Source organism: Solibacillus sp. FSL W7-1464, assembly GCF_038004425.1.
Lineage (GTDB): Bacteria > Bacillota > Bacilli > Bacillales_A > Planococcaceae > Solibacillus.
On the sequence record NZ_JBBORC010000001.1, the window covers coordinates 127,572 to 151,894 of the forward strand.

A 24,323-nucleotide genomic window follows, 5' to 3' on the forward strand; every position below is an offset into this window, starting at 1 on the left:
TACATTTTGGAGGCGGCTTTTTTGTTGGTGGGGGGCAGTGCTGTGCGGTTATTAGAAGATTGCGGCCGTTTATTAGAAGTAGTCGGATGGTTATTAGAACAAGTGACGGGTTTATTAGAAGATGGGCAAGAATTGCGGGGAACGGGGGCTTCATTTAGTGGAGGACAGGGGAAAAAGAAGGGCGTTATGAATTTTATTAGAACAATGATCCAGGATATTAGAAAAAGCCGGAACGATATTAGAAAATGCAGAGGAGATATTTGAACAATACAACCGGATATTAGAACAATGAACGGTTATATTAGAAAATCCCACTTTTATTAGAACAAATAAAAATATATTAGAACTTTCCCCAGTATATTAGAACATCTCACCCCGCAAACCCTAACTTCATCCCCGTACGTAACCACTAGTTGACAAAATCTCCTTTTCGAAAGAATTAGTCGCTATTAAACAGCCAACTTTCTTTTTATAATAGGTGTAAGAGGTGAGGGGGATGACGAATTTCCAATTTGCGGCCATTTTTACAGAGCGCCGCAAGCAACTGCAAGTAACACAAGAAGAAATTGCACGACATGTCGGAGTATCAAGGGCCGCTGTTTCAAAATGGGAGAAAGGGCAAAGCTATCCAGATATATCACTGTTGCCGAAGCTTGCAACATTTTTCAACATTTCAATTGATGCACTGCTCGGTTATGAGCCGCAATTGACGGATGAACGAATTTTAAAAATGTATGCGGAATTAGCACAGCGCTTTTCAAAGGAACCATTTGCTGAAGTGGATACAGCAATTGATCAACTCATAGAAGAATATTATAGTTGCTTTCCATTTTTACTGAAGATGGCGCAGCTTTACGTCAATTACTTTAATCTCGCACAGGAAAAGGAAGTCGTTGCTGATAAAATCCAGGATCTTTGTAAACGTGTGAAGGAGTTCAGTGGAGATTACCGGCTGAATAACGAAGCGAATTTACTTGAGGCATATACGTATATATTAAAAGGGGAACCTCAGCATGTGCTCGAATTATTAGGGGAGAATGCTGTCGTTCAGCTTGGGACTGAGCAGCTTATCGCTACGGCACAAACGATGCTGGGCAATATAGAAAAGGCGAAGGAAATTCATCAGGTCAATATGTATCAGCATCTGCAGTATATGATAACGAATGCGAATGAAGCGCTTAGCTTGGAAATCGGAAATGTCCCGTATTTTGAACAGTCGGTCCGCCGGATTGAAACGATAATCGATACTTTTCATTTAGATAAACTGAATATACACAACACACTGCTATTTTATTTAAAAGCATCGAGCGGCTATGCAACACAAAATAATATAGATGAAGCAATTCGCTGTATTGAGCGCTATGTGAAAATTTGTACGCAAATCAAATTTCCGCTTCAACTCACAGGAGACGATTATTTCTACTTGCTGGATGGATGGATTGCAAAGGAAGTTATGTTGAGCACTCAAACACCACGGGATGAGGAATCAATAAAAAAATCAATTTATGAAAGTATTGCTGGGAATCCGATGCTGGCAAGTGTGCAAAACGATTCGCGCTATAAAAGTTTACTCGTCAATTTAAAACATCATCTGAAAATTTAAGGGGGATTTAAAATGGATCAATTATCGAATATTCCTTGGGGACTCATTGCGCCGTTATTAGTACTGCAATTCGTGCTTGCGGCGGTAGCGATTGTAGATATTGTACGCAGTTATGAGACGCGCGGGCCGAAATGGGTATGGGTGCTCGTTTCGCTGTTTGTTAATACACTCGGACCGATTGCATACTTTCTGTTCGGACGGAAAAGCCAATGATTTGTATTGAAGTGAATGGTCTTACAAAGCAATTTGGTGCAAAGAAAGTAGTGGATGATTTATCGTTCACTTTGCCGATGCATACTTCTACAGCGCTGATCGGTCCGAATGGCGCAGGGAAAACTACGGCACTTTCGATGCTTTCCAATATACTGGAGCCGACAAGCGGCAAAATCATTATGCCGGATGTAAAGGATATACGCAGTGCAATCGGATTTTTGCCGCAATATCCCCAATATTATTCCTGGCTGACTGCTCTTGAATATATGGAGATGGTAGCCAATTTAAGCGGTCTTGAAAAGCGTTCATTAAAAAGTGAATGCAAAAAGATGCTGGAATTTGTAGGTTTGCAGGATGCGATGAATAAAAAGACCGAGACGTTTTCAGGCGGAATGAAGCAGCGTTTAGGTATTGCCCAGGCAATAGTTCATAAGCCAAAACTCCTATTGCTGGATGAACCGGTATCGGCACTTGATCCGGTTGGACGTCGGGAAGTGATGAACTTATTGAAGGAAGTGCAGCAGCAAACGACGATTTTGTACTCAACACATATTTTGAACGACGCGGAGGAAATGACCGATCAGCTGCTGTTTTTACGGGACGGCAAACTTGTCGAGCAAGGGTCATTGACAGAGGTGAAGCAAAAGTTTGAGGATCCGCGTTATAAAATAACGTTCACAACTGAGGAAGAGGCACGGCAATTTGCTAGTCAGTCTACATTAGAGGCTGTTGCTGAAGGAATAGCGGCATATGTAGAAGTTTTAGATGAACGTCCGTCGATGCAACAGCTGCTTCAGCAGTTGGCGGCATCACCATATAAAGTAGTAAAAGTGGAGCGGGAAACGGCAAGCCTGGAAGAAATCTTTATGAAGGTGGCGGGGAAGCATGCAGCAATTTAAAGCATTACTTTTAAAAGAATGGCGTGAAAGTGTTCGCAGCTTTAAGATTTTATGGATTCCGCTTGTTTTTGTACTGCTCGGAATTAGCGATCCGCTCATGAACTATTTTATGGAAGATATTTTGCAGGCGGTCGGCAATATGCCCGATGGATTTATGATGACAATGCCTGAATTCCAGCCGGCTGACCTGCTTATTGCATCAACCGGTCAATTTCAATCAATTGGACTGCTCGTATTGATTACCGCCTATATTGGGTCCGTAAGCCGGGAACGTCAAAATGGTACTGCGACCCTTCTTTATGTACGTCCGATGTCTTTTACGGCATTGTTTTTCAGTAAATGGATTGTTGCAAGCACAATTGCGATCATCAGTGCATTAGCGGGCTATGCGGGGAGCATGTATTATACGGCTCTCCTTTACGGAACAGTGGATTTAACGAAATTTTTAGCGATGCTTGGTACGTATTGCATATGGTTACTGTTTGTCATGGCACTTACTGTTGCGATGAGTGCAGCCTTCCAAACATCTGTTGCTGCTGCTGTTACAATTATTCTCATCCCAGTCGGCCTGATTATTGACACATTAATCGGCAGCTTTTGGAGTGTTACACCTTGGAAGCTTGCAAAGTACGGAACAGGTCTTCTTACCGATAGCGTATTAATGGAAAATTATTGGTATACTTTCCTTGTAGTGGTCATCCTAATTGTTGTCATAGTGATAATCGGCATTAAGATGAGTAAGAAGAATATTCGTTATTTAAAAGTATAAATAGTAAGCAGAAATCGTTGTTTTCCAATTGATTTCTGCTTTTTTCTATTAACTTTCAAGAAAATTAAGAATATAATGTAAGTTAATTGTCTTTTTCAATGATTGAATGTTAAGAAGGCGGACTGGCATTTTTTATACTTATATAGAGCGATCCATTTTCTAAAATTTGCGCATAATAAACTTTATCGATGTCATGAATATTTTTTTTTGCTAATTTTTTTCTGAGCCAGTCTTCCGTAAGCTGGAGTTCGGTTAAATTCTTTTGAATAATTTGTCCGTCCGTAATCAGTTCCATTGGCAAGTATTGCGGGGCAGGAGCAGATACTGATACGTCTTCTGTTGTTGCGGTACGGGCAAGCGGCTTTTTCAGGACACTTAGTTCTCCATTTGTTTCAAAAACGGCATAAAGTACTTCGTCAAATGAGAAAATACTCTGTTCGCGCAAAAGCATAGCAAGTTCATCTGGATGAAGCCGTGCTTTTCTCAATTCATTATTTAAAATGACACCGTTATTAATGACAATCGCCGGTTTATCGTCAAAAAGGATGCGTGCTTTTGGTGATCTGAATGAAATATAACTGACGGCAATTGTTAATACAGCCCACACTACTAAAGAAACCATACCATCTAAAAAAGGGGTTTCAACTTGAGTCGAGACTTCGGCAGCAATCGAACCAAAAGTGATACCCGTGACATAGTGGAAGAAAGTGAGCTGACTCACTTGCTTTTTACCGATAATACGAGCGAGTATTAAAATTGCGAAAAATGAAAAGCTTGCACGTAAAATCATTTCGCCAAGGTTCAGTTCTATGATAATCCCTCCTTTTAAAGGGTAGTATGAATAAAAAGTGTTAAACTATGCACCCTTAACACATTCAATAAGAGAAGTGAAATTGAGGGGGATTTTTATAATAATCTTGCTGAATTAAAAAATTGTGCGTAATGTTATTGATCTAGCAGAAAGAATGTGAAAAAATGTCGACTACAACAATAAATCAATCAAACCCTGTCTATCCAATTATGGTCTCAATAGGGGTATGTCACTTAATTAATGATACGATGCAGGCTGTTATACCGGCAATGTTCCCATTATTGGAAAGGGACTTAGGATTAACGTTTACGCAGCTTGGAATGATTTCGTTTGTCCTGAATATGGTTGCCAGCCTTCTACAGCCAGCCGTCGGATTTATGACAGACAAAAAGCCATTTCCGTATGCACTGCCGCTTGGGATGGTGAGCTCGTTTATCGGGCTGACCATGCTCATATTAGCGGGCGAATACTGGATGATTTTAGTGTCGGTGCTATTCTTGGGACTTGGTTCAGCCATTTTCCACCCGGAAGGTTCACGCGTATCGTTTATGGCTGCAGGTAATAAGCGCGGCTTAGCTCAGTCCATTTATCAGGTAGGGGGCAATAGCGGACAGGCATTAGCCCCATTGCTAAGCGCATTTATCATTTTGCCATTCGGGATGTACGGCGTTTCCGTTATTCTCATTTTTACAGCGATCGGTATCTTTTTATTAACGAAAATATCGATGTGGTATAAACGTCAGCTCGAAGCGGAAAAGAGATCAAAAATCAAAAAAATGCTGATTTCATCCTTGCCGCCTTTAACGAAAAAGCAAGTTGGAATGGCTTTACTCGTGCTGCTGTTCATTATATTTGCCCGTTCGTTTTACGTTACGAATATAACAAGTTTCTATGTCTTTTATTTAACGGAACAATATGGGATGAGTGTTGAGCGCGGTCAGCTGTTTATTTTTATCTTCATGGCAGTGGGGGTTGTAGGTACATTTTTTGGTGGTCCATTATCAGATCGCTTCGGGCGGAAAAATGTTATATTGCTGTCGGTGATTGCACCGATTCCATTTTGCCTGGCACTTCCGTTTGTTCCTTTGCCGGCTGTAATGGTTCTACTCATTATTATCGGACTCTTGATTATGGTCAGCTTTACAGTGACGGTAGTGTATGCACAGGAACTTGTCCCATCGAAAATCGGTACAATGGCCGGTTTAACAGTCGGTGTTGCATTCGGAATGGGTGCAATTGGCTCGGTTGTTATCGGAATTCTTATCGACAAGATGGGCATTCACTTCACGATGAATGCGATATCGGTACTGACATTATTGTTGCTCGTAGCATTTTTCCTGCCGCGTGATCGAGTAGGGGAATAGTACGGGAATTAAAGTTTATGTATAAATTTATAAAAAAGGACTTTAGTGATAAAAAACTAAAGTCCTTTTGTAGTTTAAATAAAAACCCATAAAAACAAAAATAAAAAAATAATTATTGTTAAAAAATTATATTATTAATTTATTTGTGTTTTATAAACACATTAATAATAAAATTGTTATTTAAACATAATTATTCTGTAAATTACGATATTTTTGTAAATTTATAGTTGAAAAATATTCAGAAAATTGTTAAATTTAAAACAACATAAACAAAGGAGAACAAAGATGCTCAAAAATATCAGTCCTTGTATATCCCCAAATTTACTTAAAATATTGATGGAAATGGGACATGGAGATGAAATTGTTATTGCTGATGGTAATTTCCCTGCTGAATCCCATGCAAAAAAATGTATTCGAGCAGACGGATTAAAGATTCCAGAATTACTACAAGGTATTTTAGATTTGATGCCATTAGATAGCTATGTAGATAAACCAGTGACTTTTATGATGCCTGATCAAGGAATAGGACGTCCAAAAATTTGGGGAATTTATGAAGAAATAATTAATAAAGAATATATGTCAAATACCCCTTTGCTTCTTGAGAGATTTAAATTTTATGAAAAAGCTAAAAATGCATATGCGATTCTGGCTACATCAGAAGACCAACTTTATGCGAACATTATTTTAAGAAAAGGTGTAATTTCATTAGAATAGGAGAATTAGAGATGTTTGCCGAAGAAAGACAACAAGAAATTATTAAAATGCTTTATGAAAATGGTGCAATTAAAGTAAATCATTTAAGTAAAACTTTTCGCGTAACTGAAGAAACGATTCGTCGTGATTTAGAAAAATTAGAAGTGGAGAATAAGCTGAAGCGTACACATGGTGGAGCCATTGTGCTTGATACTAAAAATGATGATGAAATTCCTTTTAAAGAACGTGAAGTTTTAATGGCAAAAGAAAAACAAAGCATTGCAAATGAAGCTGCAAAACTGGTAGAAGAAAATGATGTCATATTTTTAGATGCCAGTTCTACAGCCCTCTACGTCGCGAAAGCGCTTCCAAATATACAGATGAAAGTACTGACAAATTCATTGATTGTTGCATTTGAGCTTTCTAAAAAAACTAATATAGAAATTATATTAACTGGAGGGAATTTAGTCCAAAATTCATTTTCATTAATTGGTCCAACAACAATTCAGTCTCTAAAAAATTATTATGTAAATAAAATGTTTCTATCATGTAAAGGATTTGACTTTTCTCTGGGTATTAGTGATTCCAATGAACAACAGGCAGCTGTAAAAAGAACAGTAATGGAAAGATCCGAGAAAATTATTCTAATGGCCGATCATTCAAAAATTAATAAAAAATCATTCGTTCAAATAGGATCAATTGATGTTGTTGATATTATTATAGTGGACGATTATGTATCTCGAGAATATTTCTCTTTCTACGAATTTAAAGATAAAAAAATAATTTACAGTAAACTGAATTAATTGTAAGGGTGGTGCAAAAAGTGAAGTTATTAGAAATGAAAAATATTTCGAAAGGTTTTCCTGGTGTTCAAGCACTATCGGATGTCTCAATTGATTTGAATCATGGAGAAGTATTGGCACTTGTCGGAGAAAATGGTGCAGGAAAATCCACACTCATGAAAATCCTTACAGGTATTTATGAGGCAGATCAAGGGGAAATTTTTTTGAATGGTCAGTTGATTCAAGTAAAAGACCCTAAAAAAGCTAGTGAATTAGGTATTTCGATTATCCATCAAGAATTGAATTTAATGAAGGATTTGACAGTGGCAGAAAACATATTTATCGGTCGAGAACCTAAGAGGATGGGCATATTCGTAAATGATCAAAAACTCTATCAAATGACAAAAGAGCTTTTTAATAAACTATCGTTAGATTTAAATATCCGAACTAAGGTAGAATTGCTGACAATTGCCAAGCAACAAATGGTGGAAATTGCGAAAGCGCTTTCATATGAATCGAAAATTTTAATTATGGATGAACCAACAACAGCATTAACAGAAACGGAAATCGATGTGCTATTTGAAATTATTAAAGCACTTAAAAAAGAAGGAGTAGGAATTATATATATTTCTCACCGTATGGATGAGTTAAAGCGTATAACCGATCGAATTACAATTATGCGAGATGGAAAACTTATTACTACCTTAAATACGAAAGAAACAGAAATGGGTGAAGTTATACGTTTAATGGTTGGTCGTGAAGTATATATAGAGTCACAGCCTACATTGGCAAATGAAGTAAGAGAAATTGTGCTCGAATTAAAAAATGTGACTACAAATACACATATTCAAGATATTACATTTGCTTTAAGAAAAGGAGAAATATTAGGTTTTGCGGGATTAATGGGATCAGGCCGTACAGAAGTGGCAAATGCTATATTCGGTGTAGATAAAATTAAATCTGGTGAACTCTATTTACATGGAGAGCGGGTGTCCATTAACCACCCCTCACAAGCGGTCGCGAATGGAATAGGTTATTTAACGGAAGACCGAAAAAATTTAGGGCTACTTTTAGATGAAAATGTCAAAACAAATGTAGCTTTAGCATCCATGTCTTATTTTAATAAGAGTGGATTTGTCCTTAATAAAGAGATTGATAAGACAGCTAAAAGTTATGTTGAGAAATTGAAGATAAAAACCCCAACTATCAATCAGCCAGTGAGATTATTGTCCGGGGGAAATCAACAAAAGGTAGTTATCTCTAAATGGCTGCATCGGGATTGTGATATTTTAATTTTTGATGAACCAACAAGGGGAATTGATGTTGGTGCAAAAGGGGAAATTTATAAATTATTAGATGACCTTACTAAAGAGGGGAAAGCAATTATCATGATTTCTTCAGAGTTACCAGAAATTTTACGAATGAGCCATCGTATTGCAGTTATGTCAGAAGGGCGAATAACAGGGGTTTTATCGGCAAAAGAAGCAAGTCAGGAAAAAATTATGGAACTTGCGACTGCTTATCGAAATTAAAGGGGGGGAAGTTAAATGGAAATTGTTAAACCAGAAAATCTAAAAACAAAGAATTTGAAGCTAGAAAATATGAAATTTGTAAATAGCAGTTTACAGCAATTTTTAGCTTTCGGTAGTTTAGTAATCTTAATAATTTTCTTCTCTATTGCATCTCCAAATTTTATGCAATGGAGTAATGTTATCGGTATTTTATTATCCACAGCAGTTATTGGTATTTTGGCCTTGGGTGCTACATTCGTCATTATAACAGGGGGAATCGATTTATCTGTAGGAACGGTAATGACATTATCCTCAGTTTTAACAGGTCTAATTGTAGTAACGGCTGACTTACCAATTATAGTAGGCATTATCGGAGGGATTGCAACAGGGGCAATTTGTGGAATGCTGTGTGGAGTCGCAATAACAAAGTTACAAATACCTCCATTCATTGCAACACTAGCTATGATGATGATTGCAAAAGGGCTTGCTTTAGTTTTGTCAGATGCTGCTCCTATTTACTTTACAGACCATCCTTCATTCTCGAAAATTGCGATGGGCAACATTATTCCGGGTATTGAAATTCCAAACGCTATTTTTATTTTTTTCCTCTTAGGAATTCTTGCTGCAATCATTCTATCCAAAACCATTTTAGGTCGCTTTAATTTTGCAATTGGAAGTAATGAAGAAGCAACCAAGCTTTCAGGAATTAATGTAGACCGCTGGAAAATAGGGATTTACAGTTTGGCGGGAGCATTTACAGGGATTGCAGGCGTTATTATGGCTTCCCGGTTAAATTCTGCTCAACCGGCGCTTGGTCAAGGATACGAATTAGAAGCAATTGCAGCCGTAGTAATTGGTGGAACATCATTAAGCGGAGGAAAGGGAACAATTGTAGGAACAATTATTGGGGCATTAATTATGAGTGTTTTAACAAATGGACTACGTGTTCTATCTATTCCTCAAGAATGGCAAACAGTAGTTGTTGGAATTGTCATTATTTTTGCCGTATTTATGGATATTTGGAGACGTAAAAAAAGCAAATAATAGTTATTAAGCCATAGCGGCCTAATATAAAAATTGGTGGGGGGAAGGTAAATGAGAAAAAGTTGGCTTTTTAGTATCATTCTTTTAGTTGGAGTAATCTTGGTTGCTTGTAATGGTGAGGCAGACGAAGGGACTTCTGCAGATAACATTTCAGCAGATTCGAATAAACCTTATGTTGCAATCGTTTCAAAAGGATTTCAACATCAGTTTTGGCAGGCGGTAAAAAAAGGCGCAGAACAAGCAGCAGAAGAATTTGATGTACAGATTACTTTTGAAGGACCTGAAAGTGAATCTCAAGTTGATAAGCAAATTGAAATGTTGCAAGCGGTATTGGATAAAAAACCGGATGCTTTAGGTTTTGCGGCTTTGGATTCACAAGCAGCAGTGCCTTTATTAGAAAAAGCGAAATCCTCAAATATCCCCGTTATTGCTTTTGATTCAGGGGTAGAAAGTGATATTCCATTAGGGACTGCATCAACAGATAATAAAGCTGCAGCAGCATTGGCGGCCGATAAAATGGCGGAATTAATTGGTGAAGAAGGCAAAATAGCTTTAGTTGTTCATGATCAGACTTCTGTAACAGGGGTACAACGTAGAGATGGCTTCGTAAATCAAATCGAAGAGAATTATCCGAATATTGAAATAGTTGATATCCAATACGGTGGTGGAGATCATTTAAAATCAACCGACTTAGCAAAGGCAATTATGCAGGCGAACTCCGATTTAAAGGGGATATTTGGCACAAATGAAGGATCAGCAATCGGTGTAGTAAATGCTATTCAAGAAATGAATAAAGTAAACTCCCTTGTTGTAGTTGGTTTTGACTCCGGTAAGCAATTAATAGATGCAATAAAAAATGGTGTAGCAGCAGGAGCTGTAACTCAAAATCCAGTTGGAATTGGTTATGAAACAGTAAAAGCGGCCGTAGCAGCTATGAACGGGGAAAGTGTAGAAAAAAACATTGATACAGGTTTTTATTGGTATGACAAAGATAATATCGATAGTGAAGAAATCCAATCAGCAATTTACGAATAATTAATAAAGAGGGAACTGTTTTAGAGTTAAACGGTTCCCTTCAAAAAGTGAGGCAATAGAATGGTTTTACGTTGGGGAATTATTGGCGCAGCTACAATCGCAAAGGAAAAGATAATACCCGCAATTTTAAAAAATGGCGGGAGTATACAAGCAATCGCAAGCTTTTCTCGCAATATTGATGGTTGGATCAGAGAGTTCGACATAAAAGAAGTCTACAGAGAATATGAAGCATTATTGAAAAGCGAAAATATTGAGGCCGTTTATATAGCTTTACCTAATTCACTTCACTATACATGGACGATGGAAGCATTAAAACATAATAAACACGTTCTAGTAGAAAAGCCAATTGTTTTAGATGTCGAACAAATGCAAGATATCAAAAGATTAGCTGAGAAGGAAAATTTAGTAGTAATGGAAGCCTTTATGTACAGATTTCATCCGCAAATAAAAGCACTTAAAGAAATGATGAAAAACAAAGAAATCGGAGATATCGTATCGATGTCGAGCAATTTTCACTTCGTTTTAGAAAATTGGAAAAATGACATACGTATTACACCTAATTTAGGTGGAGGTGTTTTGTATGACATAGGTTGTTATTGCATTAATATTCAACAATATATTCTAGGAGAACCGGTGAAAGAAGCAAAATTTATAACCGAGCGATATTTAGATGTAGATGTAAAAATATCTGGTGTAATTCAATATATGAACGGCATCGTAGGGCATATAGATTGTAGTTTTTCAGGAGAGTTTACAAATACATTTAAAATTATAGGTTCTGAAGGGGTGATTCATTTACCTCATGCATTTCGATCAGATATTCATAACCATTTAGGGGTTATTGAAGTATATAAAGAGCAGGAGAAAAATGAATATTACTTCGAAGGTGATGCTTACCAATTACAAATTGAAAATTTTGAACAGGCTGTAAGAGGTAAGAAACAACTTTATAGTTTAGAAGAGATGTTAGCACAAACCGAAGCACTTACCAAGCTTTATAAAATAATTTAGAAAGAAGGTATTTAATGTCAAGGATAATTGCGGATTTAAAGCACTATGCGAATGAGTTAGTCACTAGCGGTCTGGTTGTTGGCGCTGGAGGAAATCTAAGTATGCGAGATGATGAGTATATGTATATTTCTCCAAGCGGCTTTGATTTAAAAGAAATTAAAGATAACCAATGGGTAAAAGTCCATATAGATTCAGGAGAAATTGAAGGGGAACTAAGACCTTCATCTGAAGTCCTAATGCACTTAGAATGTTTTAGAAAACGTCCGGATATTAATGCTTGCCTACATGCACACCCTACATTTTCTGTGGCAGTTTCATCAACAGGAAACGAGATTCCCGCGCTATTTCCGGATTTTCCAGCAATGATTAAAAAGGTGGGCTATATCGATTATGTAGTTCCAACTACATCATTGTTGGCAAATAAAGTGGCAGAGCAAATAGAAGATACAAGTGTTCTAGTTTTTAGAAATCATGGTGTGTTAACAGTTGGCCGGACAATGAAGGAAGCTTTTTTTTTCATGCAATTGACTGAAGAGTCAGCAAAAGTATTTACATTTAGTAAGATAATCGGATCCCCTCGCATTTTAACAGAAGAAGAATGCGATGAACTTAGGAATCTATCCGCAGAACGGTATAGAGCAAATTTACTGGAGAAATAAAGGGGGAAATACGGTATGGTAACGGTCCTGGCGTATGATTTGGGTGCATCGAATGGTCGTTTAACAGCACAACACTTTAATGGTAAAACAATAAAGTTGAAAGAGGTGCATCGCTTTACAAATGAACCCTTCCAGAAAGAATTTCATTATTATTGGGATTATGAGAGATTAATAAAGGAGCTACATATTGGTCTTCAAAAAGCTGCACCAGATAAGGGGAAGTCCATAGGTATTGATACATGGGGGGTTGATTTTGCTTGTTTAAATAAGGACAGCCAATTAATTCAAAACCCTTTATCTTATCGGGATAAGTGCAGTGTACCCTATGTCGAGAAAGTTCAAAAAATAATTAATCATTATGATCTATATACAAGAACTGGAAATGAAATATCCAGTATAAATACTCTTTTTCAATTAATGGCTATTGATGATAATTATAATCAATTACTTGATGAGACAGAAAATATATTACTAATGCCAAGTCTACTGATGCATGCCTTATCAGGAGAAAAAATTAATGAGTTAACTATAGGTTCCACAACACAACTACTCAATTTAAAAAGTGAGAATTGGGATAACGAACTTATAGAAAAGTTATTTAATAAACAACTTCCTTTGTCACCCATAGGGCAAACACATGAAATAATAGGAAAGCTCATTCAATTTCCTACTATACAAATGGCTTTAGTTCCTGGTCATGATACAGCATGCGCCTTAAGTGCATTACCTATTGAGGATAAAAATGGAATATTTATTAGTTTAGGGACTTGGGGTTTAATTGGAATGGAATTAGAGGAAGCAGTTGTTTCTTTAGAAGCATTCCAACAAGGATTTACAAACGAAAGAACGAGTGAAAAAATGATTCGATTTCAAAAAAATGCTACTGGTTTTTGGATTTTACAGAAGTTGAGGAAAGAATGGCAGCAACAGCAAGTACACACAACATTTGAACACGAAGAACAAGCTTATTATGAAAATAAAGAATTCAGAGCAATTATCAATCCTGAGGATGAAGTATTCTTTAATCCGGTATCCATGGTAAACGCAATCCATGAATTTTGTAAAAAAACAAATCAGTCAATTCCCATATCCATTGCGGAGCAGATTCGCTGTTTTAGTGAGAGTCTTGCAATTTATTATGCCAATATTATTGATGATATTGAGCGGATTACAGGATATTATTCTCCGACTCTTTATATTGGGGGAGGGGGAGCCAAAAATAAATTATTGTGCCAACTAATTGCAAATGCCTCCGGTAAAAGAGTGGTTGCTGGTCCGGTAGAGGCAAGTTCTCTTGGTAATGGTCTCTCTCAATTAAGGGCTTTAGGAGAGATTTCTAACTTACAGGAAGGCAGAGATGTAATTAAAGCATCATTTACTGTAACGGAGTATGAACCTCAGGAAGCTGACGTATGGAAATCCTTAAAAGTAAAATATAAAAATATCTTTAGGAGGCAATGAAATGAAGGAAAACAGATTTATAGGTGACTTTCCAAAAATAGGAATCAGACCAACTGTAGATGGCCGACGCCGTGGAGTACGTGAATCAATTGAACCACAAGCTATGAATTTGGCAAATGCAGTCGCAAAGTTAATTAATGAAACATTAAAATATCCAAATGGTGATGCTGTTGAATGTGTGATTGCTGATACCTGTATTGGAGGAGTGACAGAAGCGGCACTTTGTGCAGAAAAATTCAAACGCGAAGGTGTAGGTGTATCCATTACAGTAACTCCGAGTTGGTGCTACGGGATTGAAACAATGGATATGGATCCGTATATACCAAAAGCGATTTGGGGCTTTAATGGAACAGAGAGACCCGGAGCGGTATATTTGGCTGCGGTTCTTGCAGCACATAATTATAAAGGATTACCAGCTTTCGGTATTTATGGGGAAGACGTAAAGGATATTGGAGATACGGAAATTCCAGCTGACGTAAGAGAAAAGCTTATTCGATTTGCAAAGGCTGGTCTTGCTGCTGCCATTCTACGAGGAAAATCGTATCTAGCTATTGGTGGAGTTTCAATGGGCATTGCTGGAAGTATTGTACGGGATGATTTTTTCCAAGACTACTTAGGGATGAGAAATGAATATGTAGAATCCGTTGAAATTTTACGTCGAATTGAATTGGGTATTTACGATAAAGAAGAATTTGAACGTGCCTATCAATGGGTAAAGGGAAATTTTGTTTTTGGTGAGGATATTAACGAGGAACAATACCAACGTACTGTAGAACAAAAAGAGCAGGATTTAAAAACCTCCATTTTAATGACATTAATTGTGCGAGATTTAATGCAAGGGAATGAAATTATCAAAGAAGCAGGTTTTATTGAAGAGGGAATGGGGCGTAACGCACTTATTGCCGGCTTCCAAGGGCAGCGTCAATGGACAGATCACTACCCTAATGGGGATTTCATGGAAGCCATTTTAAATTCATCTTTTGATTGGAATGGGAAACGTGCGCCGTATTTAGTAGCAACGGAAAATGATGCGATGAATGGGGTTACAATGGCATTTGGTCATTTACTGACAAATAGCGCGCAGGTTTTTGCAGATGTGAGAACATTTTGGAGTAGAGATGCAGTAGAACGTGTAACGGGAAAAAAACCTACCGGACGCTCAGAAAATGGTTTTATTCATTTAATCAATTCGGGTCCTGCTGCATTAGATGGGACGGGGCAGCAAAAAATTAACGGACAACCAGCCATTAAACCATTTTGGGAGGTAACAGATGCAGAAGTAGAGGCATGTATAAAAAATACACAATTACGTCCAGGAAATACTGGCTATTTCCGTGGAGGCGGTTACTCTACAGATTTTACAACAAAAGGAGAAATGCCGGTAACGATAGCACGCTTAAACTTAATTCGGGGACTAGGGCCTGTTCTCCAACTTGCAGAAGGTTATACAGTGGAATTAGAGGAAGAAATGCATGATTCACTCGATCTGAGAACAGATCCAACATGGCCCACTACATGGTTTGTCCCGAATTTAACTGGAGAAGGTGCCTTTAAAGACGTTTACTCAGTGATGAATAATTGGGGATCGAATCATTGTGTAATTTCTTATGGTCATATTGGGGCAGATTTTATTACGTTAGCATCAATTTTAAGGATTCCTGTAAATATGCATAATGTACCAAAAGAGAACATTTATCGTCCCAGTGTTTGGAATATGTTTGGAACACAGGAACAAGAGCAAGCAGATTTTAGAGCATGTCAGAACCTGGGTCCGTTATATAAATAGGAGGGGCTATGTATAGTATAGGTTTAGATTATGGATCCGAATCATGTCGCGCAGCATTACTTGACTTGAAAACAAAACAAATTACAGCTGTTGTAGAGCAAACCTATGAGCATGGGATAATTACAGAAAACCTTTACAATGTAAAAATAAAAAATAATAAGGTACTTCAAAATCCTAATGATTATTTAGACTGTATGGAAAGTTTAATTACACTTTTATTAGAGCAACAAAAGCTCCCATCTACTTCTATAAAATCTATTGGAATAGATTTTACCAGTTGTACAGTTTTACCGGTCGATGAATCATTTAACCCAATATGTAATCAGCTGGAATATAAGGAACGCCCACATGCATATGCAAAACTATGGAAAAGTCATAGTGCATATAAAGAAGCAGAGCATATTACCAATATATTGAGCAATCACCCGTACTTAAAAAAATATGGTGGAACTATTTCTTCTGAGTGGCTTTTGCCGAAACTTTTGGAATTGAAAAATGAAGATATGCAAATATTTGAAGAATGTAAGTATTTTATGGAAGCGGGAGACTGGCTGGTTAGTAAATTAACTGGCTCCCTGGTGAGAAGTAGCTGTCAAGCAGGCTTTAAAGGATTATGGCAAAGTGAAGATGGTTATTTAAAACCAGAAGTATTAAGCCTAATTGATGATTCATTTACAAATATTTATAAAACGAAATTAGCCGGAAAACCAATGCTTGCAGGAGAGTATGCAGGAAACTTAACTCCAGAGATGGCAGAAAAGTTAGGACTGCATACAGATGTTGTTGTAGCTGTTTCGATTATTGATGCTCATTCAGCTTTAGTTGGTGCAGGAGTAAGCAGGAGTAATGAAATGTTAATTGTTATGGGGACTTCTAGTTGTCATATGCTGTTAAGCAACGAAGAGAAAATGATTCCAGGTGTTTCCGGGGTAGTGAAGGATGGAATTTTCAAAGACTTATTTGCTTATGAAGCTGGGCAAGTAGCAGTAGGTGATATTTTCTCCTACTTTATTCGTGAACAATTACCAACTCGCTATATCGAAGAGGCAAAAAAGAAGGATTGTTCTGTATTTGAAATCTTAAATAGTTATGCGGGTAGGCAGTCAACTGGTTCACATGGTTTAGTCGTACTCGATTGGCATAACGGGAACCGTACCCCGTATGTCAATCCGAATTTAACTGCAGTAATGGTTGGTGAAACCTTACAAACAAAGGCATACGAAAAATATCGTGCATTACTGGAAAGTACCGCCTTTGGAACAAAGCAAATTGTTGAGTTATTTATAGAAAATGGTCTTGCAATCGATAAGATAATTTTAGCAGGCGGAATTCCGAAAAAAAACCCTTTACTAGTACAAATTTATGCAGATGTATTGCAAAAAGAGCTGATTGTATTAGAAGAAACCCAAATACCGGCATTAGGGGCAGCTATTCTCGGTGCGGCCGCTTTTGAAAGAGTTCCATTACACGAGGCAGCACGTAAATATGGAACAACTTGCGAAGTGATATTTAAGCCTAATAAGAAAAATGAAAAAGTATATGAAACACTATATAAACATTACCAAACGTTAAATGAAATTTTTTATAATAATCCACTCATGCCAATGTTAAATGAGTTGAAGATGGGAGAATATAATGATGGTGAAAAATTTATGGGACATGAATACAGCACCTCCTGAAGATTCGCTGGAGGAGCTGCGATACCGTTCTAACCTAATTGGGACTGATCGGTCAGTATGCAACTGGGGTGGAGGCAATACCTCATTCAAAACTCGTGCTGTTGATTTTAAAGGTAACGAAGTAGATATCATGTGGGTTAAGGGGAGCGGTTCTGATTTAGCAACGATGAGGGAAGAGAATTTCTCAAGTTTATTACTTCAAGATATGCTTGAGTTAGAACATCGTACTTCGATGTCTGACGAAGAAATGGTTGTATATTTAGAGCATTGTTTACTTACGAAGAATTACCCGCGACCATCAATTGAAACATTGCTACATGCTTTTATACCATATAAACATGTGGATCATACACATCCAGACGCTATTATAAGTATATGTTGTGCACCGGATGGTCAAAAAATTGCAGATGCGATTTGGGGGAATCGATATGTATGGGTTCCCTATATACGTCCTGGTTTTACACTTTCCAAAATGATTGCTGAAGGTGTGCGGAATAACCCTAATGCCGAGTTGGTATTGATGGAGAAACATGGTTTGGTTGTATGGGGAAATACAGCTCAGGAAAGCTATAATAAAACAATTGAAGTGATTAATGAAGCTGAGAAATTTATTGAAAACTACTCTATCAATCAAGTTTCAAGCGCTTTATCGATTCCAGAACCATCAATGGAAGAAAAACAAAATATTATTCATACGCTTTTACCTATAGTGCGTGGCGCGGCTTCATTCCATGAACGTGTTGTCACGAATATAGATACATCTGAAGAGGTACTAAACTTTGTAAATAGTGAAATAGCAGAAACGTTATCGCAAGTTGGAGCAGCCTGTCCGGATCATTTAGTGCACACTAAGCGTATTCCGCTGTTCATTAATTGGAGTGGTGACAAACAAACATTAAAGGATGAAGTGTTAGCAGGAATCACTCAATATATAGAAGATTATTCAGCATATTTTACTAAGTATGCTGAAAGTACAGATAAGATGTTTAATCCGGCACCACGTGTCATTTTAATAAAAGGGATAGGAATGATCACAACTGGCAAAAATCGTAACGCAGCAAAATTAAGTGCAGATTTATATAAACGGGCAATTGCTGTTATGGAAGGGTCCTATAAATTAGGAGGCTTTACCTCTTTAACTGAAGAAGAGTCTTTTGCTGTTGAATACTGGCCTCTAGAATTATATAAACTTAGCTTAGCGCCTCCAGAAAATGAATTTTCTCGACAAATCGCTCTTGTTACCGGTGGAGCAGGAGGAATTGGAAGCGAAACATGCCGATTATTTGCCTCTAAAGGAGCACATGTAGTATTAGCTGATTTAAATATAGCAGGAGCTGAAAAAGTAGCGGAAGAAATAAATGCTATGTATGGTGAGGAAGTTGCTATAGCAGTACAAATGGATGTAACGGATGAGGCACAAATTATTTCAGCATTTAATACTGCCATTGAAAGATTTGGAGGAATAGATATTCTAGTTAATAATGCTGGACTTGCGACATCCAGCAGCTTTGAAGAAACCTCGCTAGATGAATGGAACTTGAATATGAATGTACTTGGTACTGGTTACTTTTTAGTGTCCAGAGAGGCATTTAAAATTATGAAAAGACAGGATTTAGGGGGAAGTATGGTTTTCATTGCTTCGAAGAATTCTGTTTATGCAGGGAAAAATGCATCGGCCTATAGCGCTGTAAAAGCTCTTGAATTACATTTAGCCCGCTGTATAGCTGCAGAAGGTGGAGATTTTGGAATTCGGGCAAATTCTGTATTGCCTGATGCCGTTTTACAAGGCTCTGCTATTTGGGGATCAAATTGGCGCAAGGAACGTGCAACAGCATATGGAATTGAGGAGCAAGAATTAGAGGAACATTATCGACAACGTACAGTTTTAAAAGAAAATATATATCCTAGGGATATTGCAGAAGCTATTGCATTTTTTGCCTCGGAAAAAACAAAAAAAACAACAGGTTGCATGTTGACGGTTGATGGTGGTGTAACAGCTGCATTTACGCGATGAATATTCTCTGCTTCACTGAAGATGGGATGTAAATGGAAATTTAGGGGTATATATCTAGAATATGTTTTATAAATGATGCGCTATAAACTGATTGGAGTGAAGTCGGCGATTGTAGATACCGACTAAAGCATTTTACTACAGCAGAGCTTCCTGATTGAATAGTACGACACCGGCGGAAAGCGTCCCGGAATGAAGTTCAATTATATGCAGAGCAAAAAATCCCATTTTCTCCTTGAGGAAAGGTAGTGTACCTAAAAAGTTAGAGAAAAAACTAACTTTTTGGGTGTTTTTCTATGGCTTTATAAATATTATGCGCTATAGCAACGAGCGAATTAAACAAAAACTAGCCGGCATGATTTCGTTAAAATACTGAACTAATGCCAGCTATTGAGCTGCATAAAAAATCAGGGGGCATTACCAAAATAGTATTTTTGTGTTATGCCGCCACCTCTTTTTTAATAATCCTCCACCAAAATATACGTCATTCTTACCGGTCCGTGAACCCCGACAACTAAGTTCATTTCGATATCCGCGGAGTTGCTTGGTCCTGTAATGAAATTAATACAGGACGAAACATGGGACTGCTCTCGTAAATATTGGGCAGCTTGTGTCATACGGGGAACGATGCTGCTTTTTGGTATAATGGCAATTGAATTTTCAGGTAAAAATGAAAGCGTCCGGCCGACTTCCGGTGATGTTTGAAGCATAATCGTGCCGGATTCCGCTAATGTCACGGTGCTGATTACGACACCGACATTTGCCTGTTCAGCAAAATCGATATTTTCCTTACCGTTTGCAGATTGCCACTTTAAATGTTCATATTGCTCAAAAACCGGTAACACATTCAATACTTCAAAACGCGAATCATTGCTGTAAATTACTCGCCCGCCACCGTAATCTACAATTGTTTCATTTAATATTTCAGGCAATTGCTGCTGTGTGCATTTCTTTAATGTAGTGTGGATGTTCAAGCATTGTTCTCTCAACACTTCGATAAGTTCTTCCATCGAAGCGTCCTTCAATACTTCGTGTTGAGGGAGGTGCTTCCAGTTTCGCTTCGGTTTAGTTAAAGAAGGAGCGGATCTGCCAAGACGGGCAGCGATTGTTTGTAAAAAGGGCTCTCGATTTTGAATCATTTGGATTTGCCTCCCTTGTTATGCTGTTCAAACCAGTCACGGAAACGTTCTTTTTGCACAGAAGGGAAATCACGATACGCTGTCCAGTTTTTCAGTGGACCTGGACCATTAGAAATTTTCTCGTTTTTCGTGAACGGCTTCATAACGGTTGAAGCTACTTTAGTGCCTAATTGATAGATTGATTGTGAAGAAGTGCCCATTCCAAATGCCTGCATCAGCAAACTTTCACTGATCGGGGCACGGCCTTCCCGTTCAACGATCACCTCCCGATGCTTATGAAGCAATTGGTGCAACGGAATTTTCACTGGGCATACATCCGTGCATGCACCACATAAAGTGGAAGCGTAAGGCAGCTCTTTATAGTCATCGTAGCCTCCTAATAACGGTGATAATACCGCCCCAATAGGACCGGAGTAAATAGATCCGTACGTATGCCCGCCGACATGGCGATAAACAGGGCATGTATTAATACATGCCGCACAGCGAATGCACTGTAAAATCGACTGGAATTCGCCACCTAGAATCGAGGAACGCCCATTATCTACAATGACTAAATGAAATTCTTCGGGGCCATCGACTTCGAGCGCTTCTTTTATGCCTGTCAGCACTGTAATATAGCTTGTCAACTTCTGGCCAACCGCACTCCGTGTAAGCATACCGACGAGTACTTCCATTTCTTCAAATGTGGGTACTAACCGCTCCATCCCCATGACGGAAATTTGTGTTTTCGGCAAGGCTGTTACTAAATCCGCATTCCCTTCATTCGTTACTAAACAAACAGAACCTGTTTCCGCAACGGCAAAATTGCATCCCGTAATACCGATATCCGCCGTTAAGTAATGATCACGTAAAACTTTGCGGGCATGCAGGGCTAGTTCCTCTGGTTGGGAGGAAGCCGTATAACCAATTTTTTGTTCAAATACTTCCCGAATCTGATCTTTATTTTTATGAAGTGCCGGTGTCACGATATGAGAAGGCGGGTCATGGTCATCAAGCTGTAAAATATATTCGCCTAAATCAGTTTCAATCACTTCACATCCGAGTTGTTCCAAGTGTGAGTTTAAATTGATTTCTTCGGTTACCATTGATTTTGCTTTGACTATTTTTTTCGCATTTTTTTGTTTGGCAACGGTTGAAATGTAATCGGTAGCTTCTTCGGCAGTTTGTGCAAAAAATACATGACCGCCTCGCGCTTCTACATTTGTACTCAATTCATGTAAATAATAATCGAGATTTTCCAATACATGCTGCCGGATTTCTTCTCCATGATTACGCCATTCTTCCCAATCTAAAGGGTCAACAGCAGCGCTCCGTCTTGTTTGAAAACGATGTTGTGCGCCAGCTACCGCACCACGCATAAAATCATTTTCCAGGTTGGAGGAAAGACGTTCATTAAATTTTTGCTGACTGATTTTCATCGCCATTTGAAACACGTCCTCTCTATTAGCGGCTATTCAAAATTTCTGCGATATGCATTGTTTTAATGTCAATATTTTTCCGGTCAATCCGCCCGCCGATGTTCATGAGACATCCCGCATCAGCCCCTATTAAATAATGGATAGCAATCTGCTTGGCAGAAGCAATCTTTTCATCAACCATTTGTTCGGAGATCGGTCCCATTTTAATAGAAAATGTTCCGCCAAAACCGCAGCAATTTTCTTTTAAAGGCATTTCCAGCAGCTCAAGACCGTCTACATTCCGGAGCAGCGTGAGGGGAGCCTGCTGAACTTTCAATAAGCGCGTCATATGACAGGAAGGGTGATAAGTAGCCGTTCCGTTTAGTTTTGCTCCAACATCCTCAACTTTAAGTACATCAACAATAAATTGTGTCAGTTCATATGTCTTGTCAGCGATTTTTTGTGCCTTTTCCTGCCAAAACGGTTCATCTTTAAAAATATGAACATATTCTTTCAGCATGTACGCACAAGAACCTGATGGACAGACGATGACTTCTGCATCTTCAAATACTTTAATTGTATTTTTCATCGTTTCTTTAGAAGCTTTTACATAGCCGCTGTTATAGGCTGGCTGACCGCAACAAGTTTGGCCTTTTGGAAAATTTACTGTACAACCTAAGCGTTCCAACAACTCAACAGTGTTTTTCCCGATATTACTTTGAACCATATCGACTAAACATGTAGCGAATAATGATACATTCATCCAATCCCCCCTGTTCCATTAAATTTACAACTTTCTGATAATTAAGTCAACAGGTCATCTGATGACTAAATAAATTAGTATTCAACGAGAATAATATTGTATTAAAACATTATTGTCTGAAAAGTAATGACTCAACGGTTTTAAGGTGTTTTGCCATCGCTTTTTTAGCTTGTATATCATCTGCATTCGCTAAAGCATTGTAAATCGCGGTATGTTCTTCGTGTAAATCGTATAAAGCAGCATGATCTGTAGTGGATAAAATGGAACGGGTATGCTGGATTTGGCGTGCAATCGGCTTTGAAACACTTTGCAGCATCGAAACGAGGAGAGGGTTGTCCGCTGCTTCAGCGATGATTGCATGAAATTGCATGTCGGCGTTACTGCTTGCCTCAGGATCGATTAGAGCATCGTTCATTTTAATGAGCGCTTCTTTTAATTGTCCAAGGTGACGATTTGTTCTGCGTTTTGCGGCATTTTCAATTAATCCTAATTCCAAAATTTTTCGCACTTCAAATATTTGCTGTAAATCCTGCTCAGAAAAGGAGGCATATGTAGGAATATTTAATGAAATATCCTGGGCCGTTACTTTGCGGATATAAGTTCCTTCTCCTTGGCGGATTTCGATTATTCCACGTGCCTGAAGAGCCGTCAGAGCTTCACGAATTGCAGAGCGGCCAACTTCGAAATTTTTGGCAAGCTGTTCAACCGAATCCAACTTATCGCCAGGTGCAATTTCCCCGATCATAATTTTCTGTTCGATAATAGCGGCTATTTGTTCATATAATTTTTTTGTTTTTGGTACTTCAAATTTCATTTTAAAAATCCTTTCTTACTTTATAAATTCTAAAAAAAGCTGTTCCAATAACTTGGAAACAGCTTTCGTATTAAGGTTTTAGTGATGTAAAACGATCTTTAGGAAGAATTTCAGGGTTGTTAACAGTACCTTCTGTTATATCAGCCTCTAAAAGTTTCCCGTTATAATTGAACTTGAATATACCATTATCGAAGTCTGTCCCGATTTCCTTAAAGAAAATCCCTTCCAGTGCCACAATTTTAGGGCATGTAAACACGACTTTATAATAATCATTTTCCTGGATTAAATAAGCACGTACACCTTTTTCGTATACATCGATCAGTTCATCTTCAGAAGGACGTTTTACCGATACTATATGAAAATCTACGAATGGCACTTCTTTTAAGAGAACATTCAAGAAAGAACCTTTTGTAATTTCCTCCCAGCGACTTTGGGCACTTTGACCTACGATGATTTGGGTAATATTAAAGTTCATTGCAATTTCTGTAATGACTTTATGGAATGGACGCTTTTCATTATCTTTAATAATGAATTGTTCTACATCCAATTCATCAGTAAGTTCTTTCCACTGTTCGATATAGCCTGATTTTTCCGCATCAAATGCATCAAGTGGCTTTGAATCAACAGTCAACACATATAATGGACAGTCAAGTAAAGTAGCAAGCTTGTGTCCCCGGCGAATTAAACGCTCACCATTTTGTCCGTAATATACACAAACCAAAATACTTTCGTCTAATCGGCCTTTAACATGTTTCATTTTAGTTCGCACCTCTTTTTCTTATCCTATAATAATGAATTGAATCCGAATATATTTTGAGAAATTAAGCATAATTGAGATAAAACGAAGGCTATTACAGTGCAATACACCCATTATTATTG

General features: G+C 37.9%; 23 protein-coding genes. 17 read left to right on the plus strand and 6 right to left on the minus strand.

Annotation, left to right across the window (positions count from 1 at the left end):
• The first annotated feature begins 42 nt into the window (after positions 1-42).
• The 5 genes from MKZ25_RS00650 (at position 43) to MKZ25_RS00670 (ending at position 3,484) form a co-directional block, all read left to right on the plus strand.
• The gene (locus MKZ25_RS00650) at positions 43-264 is read left to right on the plus strand and encodes a hypothetical protein (protein ID WP_340799684.1); all 222 of its coding nucleotides are present in this window, start codon (positions 43-45) and stop codon (positions 262-264) included.
• A gap of 232 nt (positions 265-496) precedes the next feature.
• Positions 497-1,603, plus strand: coding sequence for a helix-turn-helix domain-containing protein (locus MKZ25_RS00655; protein WP_340799685.1), 1,107 nt, complete (start codon positions 497-499; stop codon positions 1,601-1,603).
• Between the two features lie 12 nt (positions 1,604-1,615).
• Positions 1,616-1,816, plus strand: a complete 201-nt coding sequence (locus tag MKZ25_RS00660; protein WP_340799686.1) for a PLD nuclease N-terminal domain-containing protein — start codon at positions 1,616-1,618, stop codon at positions 1,814-1,816.
• Positions 1,813-2,715, plus strand: coding sequence for an ABC transporter ATP-binding protein (locus tag MKZ25_RS00665; RefSeq protein WP_340799687.1), 903 nt, complete (start codon positions 1,813-1,815; stop codon positions 2,713-2,715). Before MKZ25_RS00660 ends, MKZ25_RS00665 begins: the two co-directional genes overlap by 4 nt.
• On the plus strand, positions 2,702-3,484 hold the full coding sequence (locus tag MKZ25_RS00670) for an ABC transporter permease (protein WP_340799688.1): 783 nt from the start codon (positions 2,702-2,704) through the stop codon (positions 3,482-3,484). Before MKZ25_RS00665 ends, MKZ25_RS00670 begins: the two co-directional genes overlap by 14 nt.
• Before the next feature lie 109 nt (positions 3,485-3,593).
• Here MKZ25_RS00670 and MKZ25_RS00675 read toward each other — a convergent pair whose 3' ends face one another.
• Positions 3,594-4,274, minus strand: coding sequence for a DUF421 domain-containing protein (locus MKZ25_RS00675; RefSeq protein ID WP_340799689.1), 681 nt, complete (start codon positions 4,272-4,274; stop codon positions 3,594-3,596).
• A 185-nt stretch (positions 4,275-4,459) separates the two neighbouring features.
• On the opposite strand from MKZ25_RS00675, the gene MKZ25_RS00680 reads away from it, so the two are divergent.
• The 12 genes from MKZ25_RS00680 (at position 4,460) to MKZ25_RS00735 (ending at position 19,334) form a co-directional block, all read left to right on the plus strand.
• Complete coding sequence (locus MKZ25_RS00680) at positions 4,460-5,659, plus strand: MFS transporter (protein ID WP_340799690.1); 1,200 nt, start codon at positions 4,460-4,462, stop codon at positions 5,657-5,659.
• A 285-nt stretch (positions 5,660-5,944) separates the two neighbouring features.
• On the plus strand, positions 5,945-6,373 hold the full coding sequence (locus MKZ25_RS00685) for an RbsD/FucU family protein (protein ID WP_340799691.1): 429 nt from the start codon (positions 5,945-5,947) through the stop codon (positions 6,371-6,373).
• Between the two features lie 11 nt (positions 6,374-6,384).
• Entirely contained in the window at positions 6,385-7,155 is a 771-nt protein-coding gene (locus tag MKZ25_RS00690) for a DeoR/GlpR family DNA-binding transcription regulator (protein ID WP_340799692.1), read from the plus strand.
• 35 nt (positions 7,156-7,190) lie between these two features.
• Entirely contained in the window at positions 7,191-8,666 is a 1,476-nt protein-coding gene (locus MKZ25_RS00695) for a sugar ABC transporter ATP-binding protein (RefSeq protein ID WP_340802943.1), read from the plus strand.
• 15 nt (positions 8,667-8,681) lie between these two features.
• The gene (locus tag MKZ25_RS00700) at positions 8,682-9,689 is read left to right on the plus strand and encodes an ABC transporter permease (RefSeq protein WP_445326846.1); all 1,008 of its coding nucleotides are present in this window, start codon (positions 8,682-8,684) and stop codon (positions 9,687-9,689) included.
• Between the two features lie 51 nt (positions 9,690-9,740).
• Positions 9,741-10,724, plus strand: a complete 984-nt coding sequence (locus tag MKZ25_RS00705; RefSeq protein WP_340799693.1) for an ABC transporter substrate-binding protein — start codon at positions 9,741-9,743, stop codon at positions 10,722-10,724.
• Positions 10,725-10,784: 60 nt separating this feature from the next.
• Entirely contained in the window at positions 10,785-11,735 is a 951-nt protein-coding gene (locus MKZ25_RS00710) for a Gfo/Idh/MocA family protein (protein WP_340799694.1), read from the plus strand.
• A 14-nt stretch (positions 11,736-11,749) separates the two neighbouring features.
• Positions 11,750-12,394, plus strand: a complete 645-nt coding sequence (locus tag MKZ25_RS00715) for a class II aldolase/adducin family protein (protein ID WP_340799695.1) — start codon at positions 11,750-11,752, stop codon at positions 12,392-12,394.
• A 15-nt stretch (positions 12,395-12,409) separates the two neighbouring features.
• A complete protein-coding gene (locus MKZ25_RS00720; protein WP_340799696.1) occupies positions 12,410-13,855 on the plus strand; it encodes a rhamnulokinase in 1,446 nt (481 codons plus the stop codon).
• Position 13,856: 1 nt separating this feature from the next.
• Positions 13,857-15,641, plus strand: coding sequence for an L-fucose isomerase (locus MKZ25_RS00725; protein WP_340799697.1), 1,785 nt, complete (start codon positions 13,857-13,859; stop codon positions 15,639-15,641).
• An 8-nt stretch (positions 15,642-15,649) separates the two neighbouring features.
• A complete protein-coding gene (locus MKZ25_RS00730; RefSeq protein WP_340799698.1) occupies positions 15,650-17,320 on the plus strand; it encodes a ribulokinase in 1,671 nt (556 codons plus the stop codon).
• Positions 17,280-19,334, plus strand: a complete 2,055-nt coding sequence (locus MKZ25_RS00735; RefSeq protein ID WP_340799699.1) for a bifunctional aldolase/short-chain dehydrogenase — start codon at positions 17,280-17,282, stop codon at positions 19,332-19,334. The genes MKZ25_RS00730 and MKZ25_RS00735 overlap by 41 nt, the downstream gene beginning before the upstream one ends.
• 455 nt (positions 19,335-19,789) lie before the next feature.
• Here the strand turns inward: MKZ25_RS00735 and MKZ25_RS00740 are convergent, their stop codons facing one another.
• The 5 genes from MKZ25_RS00740 to MKZ25_RS00760 all read right to left on the minus strand — a co-directional run bounded on the left by MKZ25_RS00740 (position 19,790) and on the right by MKZ25_RS00760 (position 24,201).
• On the minus strand, positions 19,790-20,470 hold the full coding sequence (locus MKZ25_RS00740) for a LutC/YkgG family protein (RefSeq protein WP_340799700.1): 681 nt from the start codon (positions 20,468-20,470) through the stop codon (positions 19,790-19,792).
• Entirely contained in the window at positions 20,467-21,894 is a 1,428-nt protein-coding gene (locus MKZ25_RS00745; RefSeq protein ID WP_340799701.1) for a LutB/LldF family L-lactate oxidation iron-sulfur protein, read from the minus strand. The genes MKZ25_RS00740 and MKZ25_RS00745 overlap by 4 nt, the downstream gene beginning before the upstream one ends.
• A gap of 19 nt (positions 21,895-21,913) precedes the next feature.
• Positions 21,914-22,630, minus strand: coding sequence for a (Fe-S)-binding protein (locus tag MKZ25_RS00750; RefSeq protein WP_340799702.1), 717 nt, complete (start codon positions 22,628-22,630; stop codon positions 21,914-21,916).
• Positions 22,631-22,739: 109 nt separating this feature from the next.
• On the minus strand, positions 22,740-23,444 hold the full coding sequence (locus MKZ25_RS00755; RefSeq protein ID WP_340799703.1) for a FadR/GntR family transcriptional regulator: 705 nt from the start codon (positions 23,442-23,444) through the stop codon (positions 22,740-22,742).
• A 70-nt stretch (positions 23,445-23,514) separates the two neighbouring features.
• Positions 23,515-24,201: a histidine kinase gene (locus tag MKZ25_RS00760; protein ID WP_340799704.1), complete on the minus strand. Its 687-nt coding sequence runs from the start codon at positions 24,199-24,201 to the stop codon at positions 23,515-23,517.
• Between the last annotated feature and the right edge of the window lie 122 nt (positions 24,202-24,323).

What these genes read in the sequence shown, in the direction of transcription:
- MKZ25_RS00740 (WP_340799700.1), bottom strand. Translation starts at nt 20,470, where the DNA reads ATGATTCAAAATCGAGAGCCCTTTTTACAAACAATCGCTGCCCGTCTT.
- MKZ25_RS00745 (WP_340799701.1), bottom strand. Translation starts at nt 21,894, where the DNA reads ATGGCGATGAAAATCAGTCAGCAAAAATTTAATGAACGTCTTTCCTCC.
- MKZ25_RS00750 (WP_340799702.1), bottom strand. Translation starts at nt 22,630, where the DNA reads ATGAATGTATCATTATTCGCTACATGTTTAGTCGATATGGTTCAAAGT.
- MKZ25_RS00715 (WP_340799695.1), top strand. Translation starts at nt 11,750, where the DNA reads ATGTCAAGGATAATTGCGGATTTAAAGCACTATGCGAATGAGTTAGTC.
- MKZ25_RS00670 (WP_340799688.1), top strand. Translation starts at nt 2,702, where the DNA reads ATGCAGCAATTTAAAGCATTACTTTTAAAAGAATGGCGTGAAAGTGTT.
- MKZ25_RS00755 (WP_340799703.1), bottom strand. Translation starts at nt 23,444, where the DNA reads ATGAAATTTGAAGTACCAAAAACAAAAAAATTATATGAACAAATAGCC.
- MKZ25_RS00690 (WP_340799692.1), top strand. Translation starts at nt 6,385, where the DNA reads ATGTTTGCCGAAGAAAGACAACAAGAAATTATTAAAATGCTTTATGAA.
- MKZ25_RS00720 (WP_340799696.1), top strand. Translation starts at nt 12,410, where the DNA reads ATGGTAACGGTCCTGGCGTATGATTTGGGTGCATCGAATGGTCGTTTA.
- MKZ25_RS00760 (WP_340799704.1), bottom strand. Translation starts at nt 24,201, where the DNA reads ATGAAACATGTTAAAGGCCGATTAGACGAAAGTATTTTGGTTTGTGTA.
- MKZ25_RS00710 (WP_340799694.1), top strand. Translation starts at nt 10,785, where the DNA reads ATGGTTTTACGTTGGGGAATTATTGGCGCAGCTACAATCGCAAAGGAA.
- MKZ25_RS00730 (WP_340799698.1), top strand. Translation starts at nt 15,650, where the DNA reads ATGTATAGTATAGGTTTAGATTATGGATCCGAATCATGTCGCGCAGCA.
- MKZ25_RS00655 (WP_340799685.1), top strand. Translation starts at nt 497, where the DNA reads ATGACGAATTTCCAATTTGCGGCCATTTTTACAGAGCGCCGCAAGCAA.
- MKZ25_RS00695 (WP_340802943.1), top strand. Translation starts at nt 7,191, where the DNA reads ATGAAAAATATTTCGAAAGGTTTTCCTGGTGTTCAAGCACTATCGGAT.
- MKZ25_RS00685 (WP_340799691.1), top strand. Translation starts at nt 5,945, where the DNA reads ATGCTCAAAAATATCAGTCCTTGTATATCCCCAAATTTACTTAAAATA.
- MKZ25_RS00675 (WP_340799689.1), bottom strand. Translation starts at nt 4,274, where the DNA reads ATGATTTTACGTGCAAGCTTTTCATTTTTCGCAATTTTAATACTCGCT.
- MKZ25_RS00700 (WP_445326846.1), top strand. Translation starts at nt 8,682, where the DNA reads ATGGAAATTGTTAAACCAGAAAATCTAAAAACAAAGAATTTGAAGCTA.
- MKZ25_RS00660 (WP_340799686.1), top strand. Translation starts at nt 1,616, where the DNA reads ATGGATCAATTATCGAATATTCCTTGGGGACTCATTGCGCCGTTATTA.
- MKZ25_RS00665 (WP_340799687.1), top strand. Translation starts at nt 1,813, where the DNA reads ATGATTTGTATTGAAGTGAATGGTCTTACAAAGCAATTTGGTGCAAAG.
- MKZ25_RS00705 (WP_340799693.1), top strand. Translation starts at nt 9,741, where the DNA reads ATGAGAAAAAGTTGGCTTTTTAGTATCATTCTTTTAGTTGGAGTAATC.
- MKZ25_RS00735 (WP_340799699.1), top strand. Translation starts at nt 17,280, where the DNA reads ATGGTGAAAAATTTATGGGACATGAATACAGCACCTCCTGAAGATTCG.
- MKZ25_RS00725 (WP_340799697.1), top strand. Translation starts at nt 13,857, where the DNA reads ATGAAGGAAAACAGATTTATAGGTGACTTTCCAAAAATAGGAATCAGA.
- MKZ25_RS00680 (WP_340799690.1), top strand. Translation starts at nt 4,460, where the DNA reads ATGTCGACTACAACAATAAATCAATCAAACCCTGTCTATCCAATTATG.